Origin of the sequence: Pseudochelatococcus contaminans (genome assembly GCF_014195635.1) — a bacterium.
Lineage (GTDB): Bacteria > Pseudomonadota > Alphaproteobacteria > Rhizobiales > Beijerinckiaceae > Pseudochelatococcus > Pseudochelatococcus contaminans.
In genome coordinates this window covers 319,562-336,968 of sequence record NZ_JACICC010000004.1, presented here as the reverse complement: position 1 = coordinate 336,968, position 17,407 = coordinate 319,562, and the positions used below count along the sequence as shown (strand labels likewise).

The following is a 17,407-nucleotide window of genomic DNA, read 5'->3' as shown; positions in this document are numbered from 1 at the left end:
TCCGCGAGTAGACTTTATTCGGGAATCGCCCAGCCATCGGTGATCCGGAGGCTGATGGTTTCGCCGATTGCCGGGGCGTGCGGCAGATGCAGTTGCAGGCTCTGCCCATCGTCCAGCGCCGCCGTAACAGCATGGACAGGCCCGCGATAAATGGAAGCCGTGACGCGCGCGGCGATATCACCGCCGGGTGAGATGGCTTCCGGACGGATCAGAACCGGGATCGACGCGGGAAGCGCCGCAGGTGTTGTACCAGGGCGGGCGCGAACCTGCACGTCCTGACCGGCAATCCGCACCACGGCCCGGTCTCCCGTCGGCGGTGTCTCGATGCCGGCGCGGACGACGCTGCCCTCGCCAACGAACCGCGCCACGTCGATATTCGCGGGTTCCGCATAGATAGCTTGCGGGGAGGCCAGTTGTGACAACACACCGCCGTTGAGCACCGCCACCTGCGACGCCAGCGCCAGTGCCTCGGACTGGTCGTGGGTGACGTAGACGAAAGTGCGTCCGGTCTCGCGATGCAGGCGGCGGAACTCATCCAGCATCGTGGCGCGCAGGTGAATATCGAGGTTGGCGAGCGGCTCGTCGCACAGCACGACCCTTGCATCCTGCACCAGCGCGCGGGCCAGCGCCACACGCTGTCTCTGGCCGCCGGACAGCGCTTCAGGGCGGCGCTGGCCCAGATGGGCGAGGCCCACGGCCTCAAGCGCATGGGTGAGCCTTTTGGCCGCTTCTGCTGCGGAAACGCGCGCCACGGACAGCGGGAAGCTGACATTTTCCGCCACGGTCATATGCGGCCACAGCGCGTAGGACTGGAAGACCATCGCCACCTGCCGCTCCTCCGGCGGGATGTGGAGCGCCGGCCCCGCAACCTGGCGGCCACTGAGAGCGACGCTGCCCTCGCTGACCTTTTCGAAACCCGCGACCAGCCGCAACAGCGTCGTCTTTCCGCAGCCGGAAGGGCCGAGCAGGGCGAGGAACGCCCCGTCCTCGACCGTGAGGCTGATGTCCTTGAGCGCAAGCACGGCATCGAAACGGCGGCTGACGTGGGAAAGCGATATAGCCATGCGACGGTTCCGGGAAGGGCGGGGGCAGAGAGCGATGCGAGAGGCTGCACGCGAGCGCGCTGCGCACGGTCCCTTCGATGATTGCACCCTGTTTGCCCTCGCTGCGTGACAGTTGCATGAATGCCCCTTGTTGCCTGAAAATGCACGTTCGGCAGGTCCATGCAGCATTCCGTCGCGGTGTTGCATCAGACCTACAGCATCCGGACAAACCAGACGCTAGGGTGGGGGCGAAAGGCGTGCATGGTGCCCGCCGGTTCTGGAACTTTTTCTGGGCATGGTCACGCACACCCGCACGACGCCGCTCGATCCGGCCGCCGACGCAGCGGCCTTGCTGCGCCGTCTTGGCTTCTCGATCCTATTCGTGCTGCTGCCGCTGGCATCCTTTCTGTCGCGCCGATCCACGGTGGTACTCGCGCCGGTCGGCGTGTCGCTGATCGCCGTTTCCAGCATCATTGAGGCGCCGCCGCGTGGTGTCGGACGGGCCGCGCGCGCGTGGGTCACGCGCCCCGCAGGTGTCTCTGGCCTGCTGTTGCTGATATGGGCGGCGCTGACCGGCCTCTGGGCGCCGGATCAGGGCGAGGCTTTCGACAAGCTGTTCAATCTGTTGCAGGCGGTCGTGCTGGCGATGCTCGGCGTGTCGTTGCTGCCGGAACGCGTGCGGGCTTCCAATCTCTATCTCATCAGCATCGGCGCCACCGTTTCCGCCCTGCTGGCGCTGGTGCTGCTCGTGGCACGGCCACGCGGTATATTGGTGGGAGAGATCGGCACGTTCGAGCGCGGCCTCGCGGGACTCGCTATCCTGATCTGGCCCGCCGCCGCGTGGCTGGAATCACGCAGCCGGCGCGGGCTGGCCGTCGCCCTTGTGGCCGTCACGGCGGCGGCGCTGGTGGGCGCGCGGTTGTGGATGCCGCTCACCGGGTTCGTCACGGGCGTGGTGTTCTATGCCTTTGCCGTGTGGCGGCCCATTGTGGCCAACCGTTTCATCGCATGGGTCGGCGCCGGCATTTTGCTGGGCGCACCGCTGATCGCAACGCTGCTGCTGCCGCTGGCGAAGCTGCTGCTGGCTGAAGGGCATATTCTGCGCGGCTGGCTTTCTGCATGGGGTTCGCTGGTGCTGATCGACCCGGTCAGTTTCCTGATCGGCCACGGTCTCGATACGTTGCTGCCGGCCCGGTTGCTTGGCACGATCCCGGCGGATACGCCGCGCGGCCTGCCGTTCGAATTGTGGTTCGAGCTTGGCGCGCTGGGGGCGATTCTCGCCTCGCTGACATTCTATTTCACGGTGCGCAGCTTCGAAGGGTTGGGACGCGGCCCGGCAGGTTCCGGGAGACTGGTGCCCGGCCTGATGGCGCTTCTGGCGTGCGCTTTCATGTTGTCCTATCTGGGGGCGGGCGCGGCTTTTCCCTGGTGGGTGACGACGCTGGCCGTGACTGTCATTGCCTTCTGGGCCATCGCCCACGGGCAGTTCCGCACAAACCGTCCCAAGGCGAGGTGGCCGTCGGCATTGCCGGGAGGCACCCGGCGCGCTCGTGCCGCTTCCGTTAGCGAGCCGCCCGCCGTACCGCTACGGCCGGTCTCGCCCGCAGCGGCAGACACACCATCAACGGGTAAGAGCTTCGTGCGAATGAAAGTGCCGACCCGCCCGGATGAACGTAACGACCGCGACGCGCCGCTGCGCAAGTAGCCGCTGCACAAGTAGCGGCAGCGTGGGGAATCAGAACGGACGCTTTATGCGTCCGTGCGCGAGACGAGCAGTTTGTCCACGCGCCGGCCGTCCATATCCACGACCTCGAAGCGCCAGTTACGCCAGTCTACGGTGTCGCCGACATTCGGCAGGCGGCCAAGTTCCGACAGGATGAAACCGGCGATGGTGTGGAAATCTCCCGCAGGGGCATCGCGCATCCCCAGCCGGTCGAATGCCTCATGCGCGGGCATCAGCCCGTCAAGCAGCAGCGAGCCGTCCGCACGCTCGACGACGGAAGGCTCGTCGTCGTCCACGCCGGGCAGTTCACCTGCGATGGCTTCCAGAAGATCCGTCTGCGTAACGATGCCTTCAACGCCGCCATATTCATCGACGATGATGGCAAGCCGCACTGGCCGCTGCTTGAACTGTTCCAGCACGCGCAGGAAGGGCGTCGCCTCGTGCACCACCAGCGGCTCCCGCGCCAGGGCGGTTACGTCAAGGGTGCGGTGATCGAGGGTGCTGTCGAGGATATCCTCCTTCAGCACGATGCCGACAACCTCATCGAGCGCATTGCGGCCGACGAGCATCTGCGCATGCCTGCACTCCCGGATGGTTTGCAGGATCGCTTCCGGCGAATCGTCCGCATCCACCCATTCCACATCGAGGCGCGGCGTCATGAAATCGCCGATGCGACGCTGGCTGAGGTTGATGACGCGCTCCACCACTTCAAGCTGTGCCTGTTGCAGCACGCCGGCGCGCTGGCTGGCGGCCATCAGCAGCTTCAGTTCCTCGGGCGAATAGTTGGCGCCTTCGCCACCGCTGCCGTGCAGCCCGACAAGCCGAAGCACGAGGTTGCCCATGCCGTTGAGGGCAACGATGATGGGGCGGAAAACCATTTGAAAAGCGTTGAGCGGGTGCACCACTGCCAGCGCGGTCGCCTCGCTGCGTTGCAGGGCGAGGCTTTTGGGTGCCAGCTCTCCCAACACGATATGCAGCGCCGTAATGATGACGAAGGCGATGATCACGGCCAGCGTGTGCGAGCCAACGGAGGCGAGGTTACCGGGCAGGGCGGCGAAGAGCGGTTCGATCAGGTGCGCCAGCGCCGGTTCGCCGACCCAGCCGAGCGCGAGCGACGAAATGGTGATGCCAAGCTGGGTTGCGGCCAAGCTGCCGTCGAGGCGGTCCACGGTTTTCTGGAGGGCGGTGGCATTGCGTCGTCCGGCGCTGACGAGTTCCGCCACCCTGCTGCGCCGCACCGCCACCAGCGAAAATTCAGCCGCGACGAAGAAGCCGTTGGCCAAAACCAGAAAGACGACGGCCGCCAGTCCGATGACGTCGCCCCATACCGATTGATCGCCTGTCATGATAACCCCTGACCCGCTTCAGCCCGCCCGCCTGCCGACGGGGCCAATCCACGGGTTTTCCCTGTATGTAATGCCGCGCAGCATCGCATGTCGCCGGGTTGCAGCGCAATATCGACGGAAGTCATAAGCACCAGCTATGCAATATCGGTATCGCCGGAATCGGCCAGCGGGTGAAGATCGCGCACCATCTCCTTCATGCGCTCGTCCAGCACATGCGTATAAATCTGTGTCGTGGCGATGTCGGCGTGGCCCAGCAGCTCCTGCACCACGCGCAGATCGGCGCCGTTGTGCAGCAGGTGGCTGGCGAAGGCATGCCGCAGGACGTGGGGGCTGACGCGCCCCGGCGAAAGCCCGGCCTGCACCGCGAGATCCTTCAGATCGCGCGCGAAGGCTTGCCGGGTGATGTGGCCGGAAGCACTGTCAGCCGGAAACAACCACAATGAGCGCGCGGCCTCTGGATGCGCGGACTCGCACAGGGCCAGAAAAGCGCGCGCAGCCTCGCGTGCGGCTTCGGTAAGCGGCACAAGGCGTTCCTTGTTGCCCTTGCCGCGCACGATGAGAAAACGGTCGCGCGTGCGGGCTGCCGATATGGGCAGCGATATCAGCTCCGACACACGCATGCCGGTGGCGTAGAGCATCTCAAGCAGGCATGCCATGCGGGTGCGGGCCAGATGCTTGCTCGGCGAAACGCTATCGTCGGCGGTATCCGCATGCGCTTGCGCCAGCAGGCGGTCCACTTCCGCGATGGACAGGATCTTCGGCAGGGCCTGTCCGCGCTTTGGTCCTTCGATTGCCGCAGCGGGGTCGGTGCCGCAATGGCCCTCTGTGTAGAGAAAGCGGTGGAACTGGCGCACGGCAGACAGCTTGCGCGCCGCCGACGTCGCCTTGAGGCCGCGCTCGTCCAGTTCGACAAGGAAGGCGCGGATGGAATCGGCGGTTGCGTTATCCGGCGTTTTGCGAAGCACTTTCAGGAAGGCGGTGTAATCGTCGAGATCGCGCCGGTAGGCATCGAGGGTGTTGCGCGAGGCACCGCGTTCGGATGCCAGCATATCGAGATAGAGCGACACCGCCGCATCTGCGGAGAAAGAATCGTTCCGGGTCATCATCGTTGCAGGCGTTCGGCCGGGATCTCGACCGTGATCTGGCGGGTTTCAGGCGGCAGGAAAGTCACGATCGCCAGCAGCGCCGCGTAGCCAAGCCCGGCGAGAATGCCAAGAATGATCAGCAGGCGGAAAAGCGTTGGCATGGCGGCTCCGGCAAGGTGAGCATGCAGGACGGTCTGGCCGGTCCCGGGTGATCGTGGCTGGAGCGGCTTTCATTCAATGCGATGGCTTGCATTGCATCCTGTCCGCTCCGGGGGATAGCAGCCGACGTTTATCCCATGATAGTAAACGTCATATGATCGACAAGCGTCTATATCTGTCGCATGTTCGGGTTCAGAAACAGGCGACACGCAGCACTCAGGAGGGAAAGCCGGTGGGGGAAGATGATGACGGCGATGCGGACCTTGCCGGCATCGATGACGGGGCGGGGAACGGCGCGGCCACGCGGCAGGACCCTGCGATTACGGAGCGTATCCGGCAGAAGCTGGGGCGGCGTACCATCAGCCTGATCGGCATGATGGGCGCGGGCAAGAGCACCATCGGCCGCCGGCTGGCGCAGCGCCTCGATCTGCCGTTCGTCGATGCGGATAACGAGATCGAGGCTGCGGCCGGCATGGTCATCGCGGAGATTTTCCGCACCCACGGCGAGGACCACTTCCGCGAGGGCGAGCGGCGTGTCATTGATCGGCTGCTGGACAATGGTCCGCAGGTGCTCGCCACAGGCGGAGGCGCTTATATGAACGCCGACACGCGTCAGCGGATTGGCGAGGCGGGCGTTTCCGTGTGGCTGAAGGCGGATGTCGAGACGCTGCTGCGGCGTGTGCGCAAGCGGCCCACGCGCCCGCTTCTGCAAACCGAAGATCCGGAAGGAACGTTGCGGCGGTTGATGGATGAGCGCTATCCCGTCTATGCCGAGGCCGACCTGACGCTGATCTCGCGCGAGGGGCCGCACGAGGCCATCGTTGACGAACTTGTGGCACTTCTGGACTCCGGCCTGTAGTAATGTGTAGAACCACGAACCTTTTGCGCCTTCAGGTGCCTGAAACCGAATAACTCTTGCCGGAGCCTTGTCATGACCGTCGATGATCCATTGCGCGCTACGGCCAGTGCGGAGCCGCGCTTTACGACGGTTCCGGTCAAGCTCGGCGAACGCGCTTACGAGATCGTGATTGGCCGCGACCTGCTGGCGGAAGGCGCGCAGCGCGTGGCTGCTCTCGCACCGGGCGGCGCGGTGGCCATCGTCACTGATACCACCGTCGGCGGCCTCCATGCCGTGGCCATTACCGATGCGCTGGAGGCGGCGGGTCTGCGCGTGGCGCGCGTCGAGATTCCGCCTGGCGAGGGGTCGAAATCCTACGCGGAGTTCGCTCGTGTTTGCGACGCGTTGATCGAGGCGCGGATTGAACGCGGCGATCTCGTGCTGGCGCTTGGCGGCGGTGTGGTGGGTGATCTTGCCGGCTTCGCGGCGGCGTCCCTGCGCCGGGGCGTGCGCTTCGTGCAATGGCCGACGACGCTGCTGTCGCAGGTTGATTCGTCGGTGGGCGGCAAAACGGGCATCAACTCGCCGCACGGCAAGAATCTTGTCGGGGCGTTTCATCAGCCTTCGCTCGTCGTCGCGGATCTTGCGCTGCTCGATACGTTGAGCCCGCGCGAGTTTCGTGCCGGCTATGCCGAGGTGGTGAAATACGGCCTCATCGACGATCGGGCTTTTTTTGAATGGTGCGAGGCGAACGGCGCCGCTGTGTTCGAGGCGGGCGAGGCCTGCGCCTATGCCGTGGCGAAGAGCTGCGCCGCCAAGGCCGCTGTCGTGGCGCGTGACGAACACGAGAATGGCGACCGCGCCTTGCTCAATCTGGGGCATACGTTCGGCCACGCGTTGGAGCGGGCCGTCGCATACGATGGCGCGCGTCTGGTCCATGGCGAGGGGGTCGCTATCGGCATGGCGCTGGCGTTCCGCTTCTCGGCGCGTCTCGGTCTGGCCTCCGGTCAGGATGCAGGGCGTGTGGCTCGCCATCTGCAAGCTGTCGGGCTGCCGACGCGGTTGCAGGATGTGCCGGGCGACATCGGCGATGCCGACAGCCTTCTGGACGCCATGGCGCAGGACAAGAAAGTGCGGCGCGGCGCGCTGACGTTCATTCTCGCGCGCGGCATCGGCGAGAGTTTCATCGCCCGCGACGTTTCCCGCGATGACGTGCGTGCCTTCCTTGCCGATGAATTTGCGTCAAACGGTGCCTGATGCGGGGTGTGGGGCGTAAAACGGCTCTGCCGGTCAACCTGGCCTCGGCCCTGATCGGCCTGTTGTTGCTCGCGTTGTTCGCGGTGGGTATTTCGCCGGTGGCAGCCCGGCTGGGGATTTCCACCGGCGCGGGTATCATAACGTCAGCGCATGCCGCGCCTGGCGAAAAGAATGCGCAAAATCAGCCGCGCCTTTCGCCAGAAGCCACGCTTGAGCACGCGCGGGGTGAGCTGGAGAAACTTGAGGCGGCGGTCAGTGCCGATCAACTTGCGGAAGATCAGCTTTCGGAGTTGCGCCAGCGTGTGAGCGAGGTCAGCGCCTCGATCCGTGGCCTGATTGCGGATCTGTCGCCCCGCGTCGCAGCGCTGAATGCGCAGCTCGCACAGCTGGGGCCGCGCCCGGCGGAGGGAGAGCCGCCCGAGGCCGAGGCAGCTGCGCGTGAGCGCGAGGCGCGGACTCGCGCTGTGTCGGAATTACAGGCCACCGTCAATCTGGCTGAAGCCGCGCTGGTGCGCGCCAATCAGGTCACGACGGCCATCAACGATCACCGGCGCGAGGCGTTCGCCAACGAGGTTTTCGCCCACACCTACAGCATCTTGTCGCCTCGTTTGTGGATCGAGGCAGCGGCCGGGATACCGGAGTCTCTGTCCAATGGCAGGCGCATCCTGTCCGAGTGGGCAGAGAAAGCGGAAAGGCATGCCAGCGAGGGTGTAGCCTGGACGTCGCTGCTCGCGCTGTTGACGTGGGGTGGCCTGTGGTTGCTCCAGCGGCGCTTCCTGCCTCGAATGACGTTACGCTCGCGCGATGAGATGAACCCGCCGCGGCTGCGCCGTGCGTCCAAGGCTTTCGGCCTCATGATCGGCGTGTCGATGCCGATCATCGCCGCATTTACGGTTGTTTTCGTCAGTCTCGATGCGCAGGGGCTGACCGAAGGGCGCATGGAGCTGGTGGTCGTCTGGCTGCTTTTCAGCGGCGGCTTTCTCGTTTTCATGCGCGCTTTGGCCCGCGCCCTGTTCGCGCCTGCCGTTCCGCAATGGCGGCTCTTTCCCATGGAGGACGAGACCGCGCTGCTGCTCTACAGCACCAGCCTGCAGCTGACGGTGGTCATTCTGATCGGCCAGATCGCGCAGGCCATCGTGGCGGCGGTCAATGCCGATCTGGCGCAGGTCGCGGTTGTGGAGGGCATTTCGGCCTTCGTGGTCGCGCTGGTGATGTTCTGGGCGCTGCAAAAGTTGCGGGGGAGGTCGAAGCCGGTCGAGGATGACTTCGGCCCGTATGTCTCGTCCCAGCCGCAGATATGGACGTTCATCCGCGTCATCGCGTGGCTGGCGACACTGATCATCTTCGCCGCCTTGTTGACGGGCTTCATCGCCTTTGCATCCTTCCTCGTGGACCAGATCGTGTGGTTCGCGATGGTCGTGGGGCTGTTCTTCATCATCTCCAGCCTCATCGATGAAGTCGCCGTCGAGATGCCCAAGCGCAACTCGCGCTTTTCATTGTTGTTGCAGACCAGTGTCGGCTTGCGGCGGCGCACGCTGGAGCAGATAGGCATTCTGTTCGCCGGCCTCACGAAGCTGTTGCTGTTCGCCTTCGGGGTGATGCTCATTCTGGCGCCGTGGGGATTTGAGTCGAAGGAGGTTTTTTCCTTCGTCCAGATCATCCAGAACGGTTTTTCAATCGGTGAGGTCCGGTTGTCGCCGGCTTTGCTGGTCAGCGCCATACTGGCTTTTGCCGTGACGCTCGCGATAGGGCGCATGATCCAGTCATGGCTCTCGACGCGTTTTCTGCCCTCGACGGGCCTCGATCCCGGCATTCGCAATTCAATTGCGACAGGCGTTGGATACGGCACTTTCTTTCTGGCGGTAGGGCTTGCCAGCGCCAGTCTGGGGCTTGGGCTGCAACGGCTGGCGATTGTCGCGGGTGCGCTGTCGGTCGGTATCGGTTTCGGCCTGCAATCCATCGTCAATAATTTCGTTTCCGGCCTTATCCTGCTGTGGGAGCGACCGATCAAGGTGGGGGACTGGGTCGTTGTCGGTCCCGACGAAGGGTATGTGAAGCGCATCAACGTGCGGGCAACGGAGATCGAAACCTTCGACCGCGCCACGGTTATCGTGCCCAACTCCAGCCTCGTTTCAGGCACAGTGTCGAACTGGCTGCATCGTGACAGGATGGGGCGAATGATCGTCTCCGTCGGCGTTACCTATGCTGCCGATCCCGATCAGGTACGCGAGCTGATGCTGGAATGCGCGAGGGCGAACCCGAACGTGCTGGAAACGCCGGCGCCGATCGTGCTGCTCATGGCGTTCGAGAATACCATGCTGCGCTTCGAGTTGCGCTGCTTCCTCGCCAATGTCGAAAACCGTCTTACGGTGTCGAGCGAATTGCGCTTTGCCGTGCTGCGGGCATTGCGTGATCGCGATCTCGTTCCCGTCCGGCCGATGGCGCTGGAGGAGTGGCATACAGGGCGGACAACGGTTTCGGATGGCGGGGCGTTGTATAGCCAGGATATTCACCAGGGGGGTGATGGGACCACACGATGACGATGACCGGATTATTCTCTGGCAAGGCAGCGGCGACGCTGTGTCTGCTTCTTGGCCTTGGCGGTTGCGCATCGCAGCCGCCATCCTCCGGCGTGGCGCCGTTTTATCGCCAGCTGGATCATAATGGCGCGCTTGTCGATGCAAGCGCGGCGGCAGAAGTACTGTCGGCCTACCGCCGCAACCACGGCCTGCCGGCCCTGACTTACGATCCGGCGCTGGCCGCCGCCGCGAAGGCGAGCGCCACCGCCGCGGCGCGGGCAGACAAGCCCGCATCCGCCGACGCGCTCAAGCGCAATCTGGCGGCGCAAGGCGTTCCGAATCCGGGTGTCAATCTGTCCGCCGGCTATCGTACGCTGGCGGAGGCATTTTCCGGCTGGCGCGACTCGCCGCAGCATAACCGCGTGCTGTTGCAGAAAACGGCCACCCGCTTCGGCATCGCGACGGCTTACGCTCCTGGCTCGAAGTACAAGGTGTACTGGGCGCTGGTGGTGGCGGGGCCATAAAGCGCATATAAATCAGCTCCGCGATGAACCGGGTTCATCGCGGAGCTGGAGTCTTCTATCCGTATATTTTCGGTCTTCAGTCAGCGCGGGGCGGCGTGAACGGCTGCCCCAGCGGATTGAGGCGAACGCCTTCCGGCAGATGCTTCCAAGGCAGCGTCGACAGATCAACTGGCATGAACCCCGGTGCCGCGGCGACGATGATTTCCCCCGCAATCGGCGTAAAGTCGGCCCTGAAATGCGCCGCGCTTTTCACCACCAGGATGTCCTGCGCCTCCGGGTCGATGCCCGCAAAGCGGAACATGGACGTGTCGGCCATCTGCACCTTGTAGGAGGCGACGACGACACGCACATCGCCGATGCGCAGGCAGGCGCTGGGGCCGACATCCATGTTGAACCCGCGATAGTAGGGGCCGTATGCCTTGAACTTGCCGTCCGAGATGCTCTCGATCAGGAATTCTTCCTCAAGCGGCTCGTCGCCCGGAATGCCGGAATGCCCGCCCAGCGCTAGACGAATGCGTGCGCCTGCGCCGGCTTCGTGAATGCGTTTCACCGCTTCAGGATCGACGATCAGGCCGATGGCCGCGCGCTGTGCATTGTTCCGCACAAGGGCCTTGAGCAGGCCGGTGGTGTCTGAGTTGCCGCCGGCGCCGGGGTTGTCCTGCGCATCGGCGATCACCACCGGGCGCACGCCGTCCGTCGCACGGGCAGCCGCATAGCGCACGGCTTCATCCGGCTCATAGGCCTTTCCGGCAAAGAGTGCTTCGGCCTCCAGCGCGGCGGCCTCCAGCTTGTCCGCAAGGGCGTCGGCCTCCGCCAGGGTATCGGCATAAGCCCAGATTACCGGCGTACATCCGGCGAAATCGGCTGCCGGAAACGCAGTGGTGAAGGAGATGTGGCTGTCGGCGTTTTCCAGCGACTCCAGCAGGGCATAGAGATCCTTTGCTGGCGAAAAGTCTGTTGTTTGCCAGCAAATCGGAATCAGGTAGGGCAGGCGGCGTATGGCGATCGGCTGCTTCTTACCGCGCGCAATGCGCTTCAGCAGCAGGTCGTAGGTGCGCACGCCGGTGTCCGCCATGTCGACATGCGGATAGGTGCGATAGGCGACGACGATATCCGCGAGCGACAGCATGGCCTCGGTGACGTTCGCGTGCAGGTCGATGCTGACGGCGATGGGCAGGTCCGGCCCTACGACAGCACGCACGCGGCGCAGCAACTCGCCTTCGCCGTCATCGAAATGCTCGGCCACCATTGCGCCGTGGAGATCCAGATAGACGGCATCGACGGGGAGAGCATCACGGATTCCCTCGACGATGCGGCTGGCGATCTTCTCATAAGCGTCGCGCGTGACGGGGCCGGAGGGGCTGGCGGCGGTCCAGACGGTGGGCACGATGTCGTGGCCGTCGGCCAGCGCCTTTTCCACAAAGCCGGCAGCAGGGATATTGGAGCCGGCGATCTTCGACCATACCTGCTCCCCTTCCGAGTATCCCGGCCAGCCGCCGCCGGTGACGAAATCCTCCCAACCGGCGCGGCTGGGCGCGAACGTGTTGGTTTCATGAAGGAAACCGCCGTAAACAATACGCATTTTCCTGTTCCCCGAGTTTCTTGTTTCCAAGATGTGTCGTATGTGTTGAAGGTTATCTTGCCACCGCCGCAGCCGGGTTCAGGCCACGGCGCGGAAGTGCTGAAAGTCCCAATGGCGCCCGGGAGCGGCTTCGATCAGGGCGCGGGTATAGCTCTCGCGGGGCTTGGTCAGCACCTCGACAGCGGTTCCCTGCTCGACGATGCGCCCGCGCTGCATGACGATGATCGTGTCGCAGATCTGGGCTGCGACGCGCAGATCGTGGGTGATGAACAACACGCCCACACCCACGCGCTCGCGCACCTCGTCCAGCAGCGCCAGCACCTGCGCCTGCACCGAGACGTCGAGCGCGGACACCGCTTCGTCCGCCACCAGCACGTCCGGCTCCATCACCAGCGCCCGCGCGATGCAGATGCGCTGGCGCTGTCCGCCGGAAAACTGGTGCGGATAACGGTCGTAAACGTCTTCCGGCAGTCCCACCGTTTTCAGGGCGTGACGCGCCTTGCTCTCGGCCTCGGCACGCGAGACGTTGTAGTTCAACAGCCCCTCGATGATGGATTCGCCCACCCTGCGGCGCGGATTCAGGCTGCGATACGGATCTTGAAACACGATCTGGATGCGCTTGCGCATGGGCATGAGCGCGCCCCTGCCCATGGTTGCGATGTCTGTCCCGTTCAGGTTGATTTCGCCTGAATTCGGATCGATGAGCCGCATGACGCAGCGAGCGACCGTTGACTTGCCGGAGCCGGACTCGCCCACCACGCCAACGACCTCACCGCGCCGCAGGATAAGATCCACGTCCTGCGCCGCCGGCGTTCCGCTCGCTGTCGCACCGCCAAACCAGCTTTTGCTGCTGCCGTAATATTTGGTCAGCGCCTTCACTGTCAGCACCGTCTCGCCCGTGGGCTGTGTGCGATGATGCGGAATGAGGCTTGGCACGGATGACACCAGCATCCGCGTGTAATCCTGCTTCGGATGCGCCAGGATTTCGTCGCGCGTGCCGGTCTCCACCACGCTGCCCTGGTTCATCACCACGATGCGGTCCGCGATCTCGGCCACGACGCCGAAATCGTGGGTGATGAAGATGACAGCCGTGCCCTGTTCCGTCTGCAACTCCTTGATGAGCGCCAGAATCTGCTTCTGCGTCGTCACGTCGAGCGCGGTCGTGGGCTCGTCGGCGATCAGCAAGCGGGGCTTCAGGATCAGCGCCATGGCGATCACGATGCGCTGGCGTTGCCCGCCGGACAGCTCGTGCGGATAGGAGCGGTAGATGCGCTCGACATCCGGCAGGTGCACCGATTCCAGCATGGCGATGACGCGCTTGCGACGCTCCTCGCGGCCAAGCTTGGTGTGCAGCCGCAGCACCTCGTCCACCTGCTCGCCGACGCGCTGCACCGGGTTGAGCGCCGTCATCGGCTCCTGAAACACCATCGCCATGCCGGTGGTGCGCAGGTCGCGCAGGCGGCGTTGCGACGCTTCCAGCAGGTTCTCGCCTTCCAGCAGGATGCGGCCACCCGTCGGCGTCAGGCTGTCCTTCGGCAGCAGGCCCATGACCGCCAGCGACGTGACGGACTTGCCGGAGCCGGATTCGCCGACGATGCAGACCGTCTCGCCGGCCTTGACATCGAACGACAGGCTTTTGACCACCGGGCGCCCCGGCCCATGTTCGCCCACCAGCGCCACCGACAGCTTGTCGATGGTCAGCACGGGTTGCTGCGCGGAGCGGGCGGCGTCAGCGGATGATTCCGTTTGGTTCATGACATCCTCCTCTCGCGTTCGTCACAGACGCCGGGACATGCGGGGATCGAGCGCATCCCGCAAGGCGTCGCCAAGAATGTTCACGCTCAGCACCATCATGGACAGCAGAATGCCTGGATAGAGCACAAGACCCGGAATGAGCTGGAAGAAGGTCCGCCCTTCGGCCATGATGTTGCCCCACGAGGAGTTTTCCGGCGGTACACCCGCGCCGAGGAAGCTCAGGATCGCTTCCGTCAGGATGGCGGAGGCGAAGATGTAGGTTCCCTGCACGATCAGCGGTGGAATGGTGTTGGGCACGAGGTGACGCAGCATGATGGTCACGGTGGGCGTGCCGAGCGACACGGCGGCCTCGACATAAGGCTCGTTGCGTACGCTCAGGATGACGCTGCGCACCAGCCGCACTACGCGCGGGATTTCCGGCACCGTGATGGCGATGATCACTGTCATGATGCTGGAGCCGGACAGCGACACCAGCGCAATGGCCAGCAGGATGCCGGGAATGGCCATCAGGCCATCCATGATGCGCATGACGATGGCATCCACCCAGCGGAAGTAGCCCGCCACGACGCCGATCACGAGGCCGACGGCCATGCTGATGACGGCGACGCTGAGGCCGACGATGAGCGATATGCGCCCGCCGTACAACACGCGGGAATAGACGTCGCGGCCATAAGCATCCGTGCCGAGCCAGTGCTCGAACGAGATTGGCCGCAGGCGCTGCGCCGGGTTGATCTGGACGGGGTCGACCGTCCACAGCCACGGCGCGAAGCAGGCGACGAACACGAGGATCGTCAGCACACCCAGCGCAACGATTACGGGGGTGGTTCTCAGCGTGCGCCACAGCGGGGAGCGGGAGGCCGCCGGGCCATTGCCGGGAGGTGCGCCTGAAATGGCGGCTGTTCCGACGGCCGTTTCCGTCGTGGTCTCTGTCATGGACATGATGACCTCACTGCCGAATGCGCGGGTCGAAGACTGTGTAAAGAACGTCGACAACCAGATTGATGAGAATATAGATGAAGGCGAATAGCAGGATGAGCGCCTGAATCACGGGATAATCGCGCGCCAGGACTGCCTCCACCACCAGCCGGCCGAGGCCGGGCAGGTTGAATACGGATTCCGTCACCACCACGCCGCTGATGAGCAATGCGATGCCCACGCCGATGATGGTGATGATCGGCACGGCAGCGTTGCCGAGCGCATGGCCCATTAGCACGCCGCGTTCGCCAAGACCCTTGGCGCGGGCCGTGCGGATGAAATCCTCGTTCATCACCTCGATGACGCTGGTGCGTGTGATGCGGGCGATGAGCGCGATATAGACCGAACTCAGTGCAACCGTCGGCAAAACCAGCGAATTCAGGAACGGCCACAGGCCGGCCGACAGCGGCTGGTAGCCCTGCACGGGAAACCACCTGAGCTGCAACGAGAAGAACAGGATCAGCAGATATCCCGACACGAACACCGGCACGGAGAATCCGAGCACGGAAATCGACATGACGAAGCGGTCCAGCAACTTGCCCTGCCGCCACGCGGCCAGAACGCCGAGCGGAATGGCGACCAGCACCGAAACCGTGATCGTGGTCAGGCACAGCGCCAGCGAGGGACCGATGCGCTGGCCGATCATCTGCGTGACCGGAACTCCCGACAGCAGGGAAGTGCCGAAATCGCCCTGCAGAAGCTGGGAGATCCACACATAGAGCTGGACGAGGATCGGCTGGTCGAGCCCCATGAGGGCGCGGATTTCTTCCAGCCGTTCCGGAGTGGCGGAATCGCCGGCGATGATAGCGGCAGGGTCGCCCGGTGTCAGGCGAAGGAGAGCGAACACAATGATCGCCACCATCGCCATGACCGGAACTGCCGCAGCCGTCCTTTTCAAGACAAAGCTGAACATGACAGCTCCTTTGCGGTTATTACTTCTTGCTGACGCCCCAGAACACCGGGACCGGAGACTTCAGGGGCTCGGAAATCGAGCTGCGGAATGCAGCCGGAACATAGTATTGGCCCATGGGCAGCAGCACGCCCTTTTCGATCACCAGCGCCTGAATCTGGTCAGCCAGTTTCTTGCGCTCTTCCGTGTCGGTGGTCTGCGAGAAGCGCAGGCGCAGCTCCTCGATCTCCGGAACGTCCGGCCAGCCGAACCAGGCCTGCTTGCCATTGGCCGCGACACCGAAAGCCCGCAGGGGATCGAGCGCTTCAACCATGACGTTGTTGGTGGCGAAGATGTTCCAGCCGCCTTCGGACGGAGGTGCCTGCACGGCCCGGCGCGTCACCACGGTCTGCCAGTCCATCGCCTGCATCTGCACGTTGAAGCCGGCCTCGCGCAGCGCCTGCCCGATGACCACTGGCTGCGTGTTGACGGTCGGCGTATCGGTGGGCTGAAGGATGATGACGGGGGTGTTGTTGTAGCCTGCTTCCTTCAGCAGTTCCCGTGCCTTCGCCGGGTTTGCCGGAACGCTGACGTCTTCGCCGGCGCGGCTTTCATAGGGCAGGCCGCAACCGAACACGGCAGGACACGTCTCATAATAGTCCGTGTTGCCGATCATCGCCTGCATCACGTTTTCCTGCCCGACAGCGTAGAGGGCAGCCAAACGAACCTTTTCGTCATCGAAAGGCGGGTGCAGGTGGTTCAGGCGCATCACTGTCTGATAGCCGCCTTCGTCGAGCACTTCGAGCTTGACGTCAGGGTTGTTCTGCACCAGCGGCAGCAGATCGTAGGGCATCTGTTCGAGATAGTCGATCTCGCCGTTGATGAGGGCGTTGACCGAGGTCATCGAGTCCGGCATCGAGACCCAGCGCACGCGATCGACCTCGACCACCTTGCCGCCGGCAAGGCCGCTGGCCGGCTCGGCGCGCGGCACGTAATCGGTGTTCTTTTCGTACACCACCTGCAAGCCGGGGCGGAACTCACTCTCCACGAACTTGAACGGGCCGGAGCCGACGAATTCCTTGATCGGCTGGTTGGCCGGCGTTTCGGCGATGCGCTTGGGCATGATGAACGGCGTGATGCCGCTGGGCTTGCTGAGCGCAATGAGCGGGAAGTCGGTGGCGTCCTTGAAGGTCATGCTGAAACGCTTGTCGTCCAGCGCCTTGATCTCGGACATCTGCGCGCTCATCATCTGGCCGCTTTTGTCCTGCTGCGCCCAGCGCTGGATCGATGCGACGCAATCCTCGGCCGTCACCGGCGCGCCGTCATGCCATTTCAGGCCGTCGCGCAGGGTGAAGGTGTAGGTCTTGCCGTCGTCAGAAACCTCCCACTTCTCCGCCATCTGCGGGCGAATGGCGTTCTCCGCATCCGTCGCCAACAGCGTGTCGTAGATCATGAAGCCGTGGTTACGGGTGATGTGGGCCGTCGTCACCACCGGGTCCGTGAGACGCAGGCTGGCGTGCATCACCGCCGTCAGGGTCTGGGCCTGCACCTGCGTTGTGAACAGAGCGCCGCTCGCGACGGCGGCGAGAAGACCGAGCCGGATGTTGGCGGTCAGTTTTTGTGAGAAGAAGTGCTTCATTTCATACCCCTCCAGATATGCAAGATGTTTTGTTAGTGCTCACGTTGCCCCTTGAACAGGGCAGGGAATGATC

14 protein-coding genes are annotated in these 17,407 nt (G+C 64.1%); 5 read left to right on the top strand and 9 right to left on the bottom strand.

The genetic code is table 11. The annotated features are described in order from the left end of the window. Nucleotides 1-14 precede the first annotated feature (14 nt). Complete coding sequence (locus FHS81_RS10145; RefSeq protein ID WP_183752560.1) at nucleotides 15-1,064, bottom strand: ABC transporter ATP-binding protein; 1,050 nt, start codon at nucleotides 1,062-1,064, stop codon at nucleotides 15-17. Nucleotides 1,065-1,338: 274 nt separating this feature from the next. Here FHS81_RS10145 and FHS81_RS10140 point away from each other — a divergent pair, with 274 nt between their 5' ends. Continuing rightward, a complete protein-coding gene (locus FHS81_RS10140) occupies nucleotides 1,339-2,748 on the top strand; it encodes a peptide ABC transporter permease (RefSeq protein ID WP_183752558.1) in 1,410 nt (469 codons plus the stop codon). Between the two features lie 44 nt (nucleotides 2,749-2,792). On the opposite strand, the gene FHS81_RS10135 is transcribed toward FHS81_RS10140, so the two are convergent. The 3 genes from FHS81_RS10135 to FHS81_RS10125 all read right to left on the bottom strand — a co-directional run bounded on the left by FHS81_RS10135 (nucleotide 2,793) and on the right by FHS81_RS10125 (nucleotide 5,358). Beyond that, nucleotides 2,793-4,112: a hemolysin family protein gene (locus FHS81_RS10135; RefSeq protein WP_183752556.1), complete on the bottom strand. Its 1,320-nt coding sequence runs from the start codon at nucleotides 4,110-4,112 to the stop codon at nucleotides 2,793-2,795. Between the two features lie 134 nt (nucleotides 4,113-4,246). Beyond that, the gene (gene xerD, locus FHS81_RS10130) at nucleotides 4,247-5,218 is read right to left on the bottom strand and encodes a site-specific tyrosine recombinase XerD (protein ID WP_183752554.1); all 972 of its coding nucleotides are present in this window, start codon (nucleotides 5,216-5,218) and stop codon (nucleotides 4,247-4,249) included. Continuing rightward, nucleotides 5,215-5,358, bottom strand: a complete 144-nt coding sequence (locus FHS81_RS10125) for a histidine kinase (protein WP_183752552.1) — start codon at nucleotides 5,356-5,358, stop codon at nucleotides 5,215-5,217. Before FHS81_RS10125 ends, xerD begins: the two co-directional genes overlap by 4 nt. Nucleotides 5,359-5,588: 230 nt before the next feature. On the opposite strand from FHS81_RS10125, the gene FHS81_RS18955 reads away from it, so the two are divergent. From FHS81_RS18955 to FHS81_RS10110, 4 genes are all read left to right on the top strand, one after another. Then, nucleotides 5,589-6,215 (top strand): shikimate kinase, encoded by a 627-nt coding sequence (locus FHS81_RS18955; protein ID WP_428982447.1) that lies wholly within the window; start codon nucleotides 5,589-5,591, stop codon nucleotides 6,213-6,215. Nucleotides 6,216-6,287: 72 nt separating this feature from the next. Further along, nucleotides 6,288-7,451: a 3-dehydroquinate synthase gene (aroB, locus tag FHS81_RS18950; protein ID WP_246374942.1), complete on the top strand. Its 1,164-nt coding sequence runs from the start codon at nucleotides 6,288-6,290 to the stop codon at nucleotides 7,449-7,451. Nucleotides 7,452-7,459: 8 nt separating this feature from the next. Beyond that, complete coding sequence (locus tag FHS81_RS10115; RefSeq protein ID WP_183752550.1) at nucleotides 7,460-9,991, top strand: DUF3772 domain-containing protein; 2,532 nt, start codon at nucleotides 7,460-7,462, stop codon at nucleotides 9,989-9,991. Beyond that, complete coding sequence (locus FHS81_RS10110; protein ID WP_246374940.1) at nucleotides 9,988-10,494, top strand: CAP domain-containing protein; 507 nt, start codon at nucleotides 9,988-9,990, stop codon at nucleotides 10,492-10,494. The genes FHS81_RS10115 and FHS81_RS10110 overlap by 4 nt, the downstream gene beginning before the upstream one ends. 76 nt (nucleotides 10,495-10,570) lie before the next feature. Here FHS81_RS10110 and FHS81_RS10105 read toward each other — a convergent pair whose 3' ends face one another. From FHS81_RS10105 to FHS81_RS10085, 5 genes are all read right to left on the bottom strand, one after another. Then, the gene (locus FHS81_RS10105) at nucleotides 10,571-12,076 is read right to left on the bottom strand and encodes a M81 family metallopeptidase (RefSeq protein WP_183752548.1); all 1,506 of its coding nucleotides are present in this window, start codon (nucleotides 12,074-12,076) and stop codon (nucleotides 10,571-10,573) included. Between the two features lie 78 nt (nucleotides 12,077-12,154). Continuing rightward, on the bottom strand, nucleotides 12,155-13,831 hold the full coding sequence (locus FHS81_RS10100; RefSeq protein WP_183752546.1) for an ABC transporter ATP-binding protein: 1,677 nt from the start codon (nucleotides 13,829-13,831) through the stop codon (nucleotides 12,155-12,157). Between the two features lie 21 nt (nucleotides 13,832-13,852). Beyond that, nucleotides 13,853-14,764 (bottom strand): ABC transporter permease, encoded by a 912-nt coding sequence (locus FHS81_RS10095; RefSeq protein WP_210281642.1) that lies wholly within the window; start codon nucleotides 14,762-14,764, stop codon nucleotides 13,853-13,855. Between the two features lie 13 nt (nucleotides 14,765-14,777). After that, the gene (locus FHS81_RS10090) at nucleotides 14,778-15,719 is read right to left on the bottom strand and encodes an ABC transporter permease (RefSeq protein ID WP_183752542.1); all 942 of its coding nucleotides are present in this window, start codon (nucleotides 15,717-15,719) and stop codon (nucleotides 14,778-14,780) included. A gap of 19 nt (nucleotides 15,720-15,738) precedes the next feature. After that, a complete protein-coding gene (locus FHS81_RS10085; protein ID WP_183752540.1) occupies nucleotides 15,739-17,334 on the bottom strand; it encodes an ABC transporter substrate-binding protein in 1,596 nt (531 codons plus the stop codon). Between the last annotated feature and the right edge of the window lie 73 nt (nucleotides 17,335-17,407).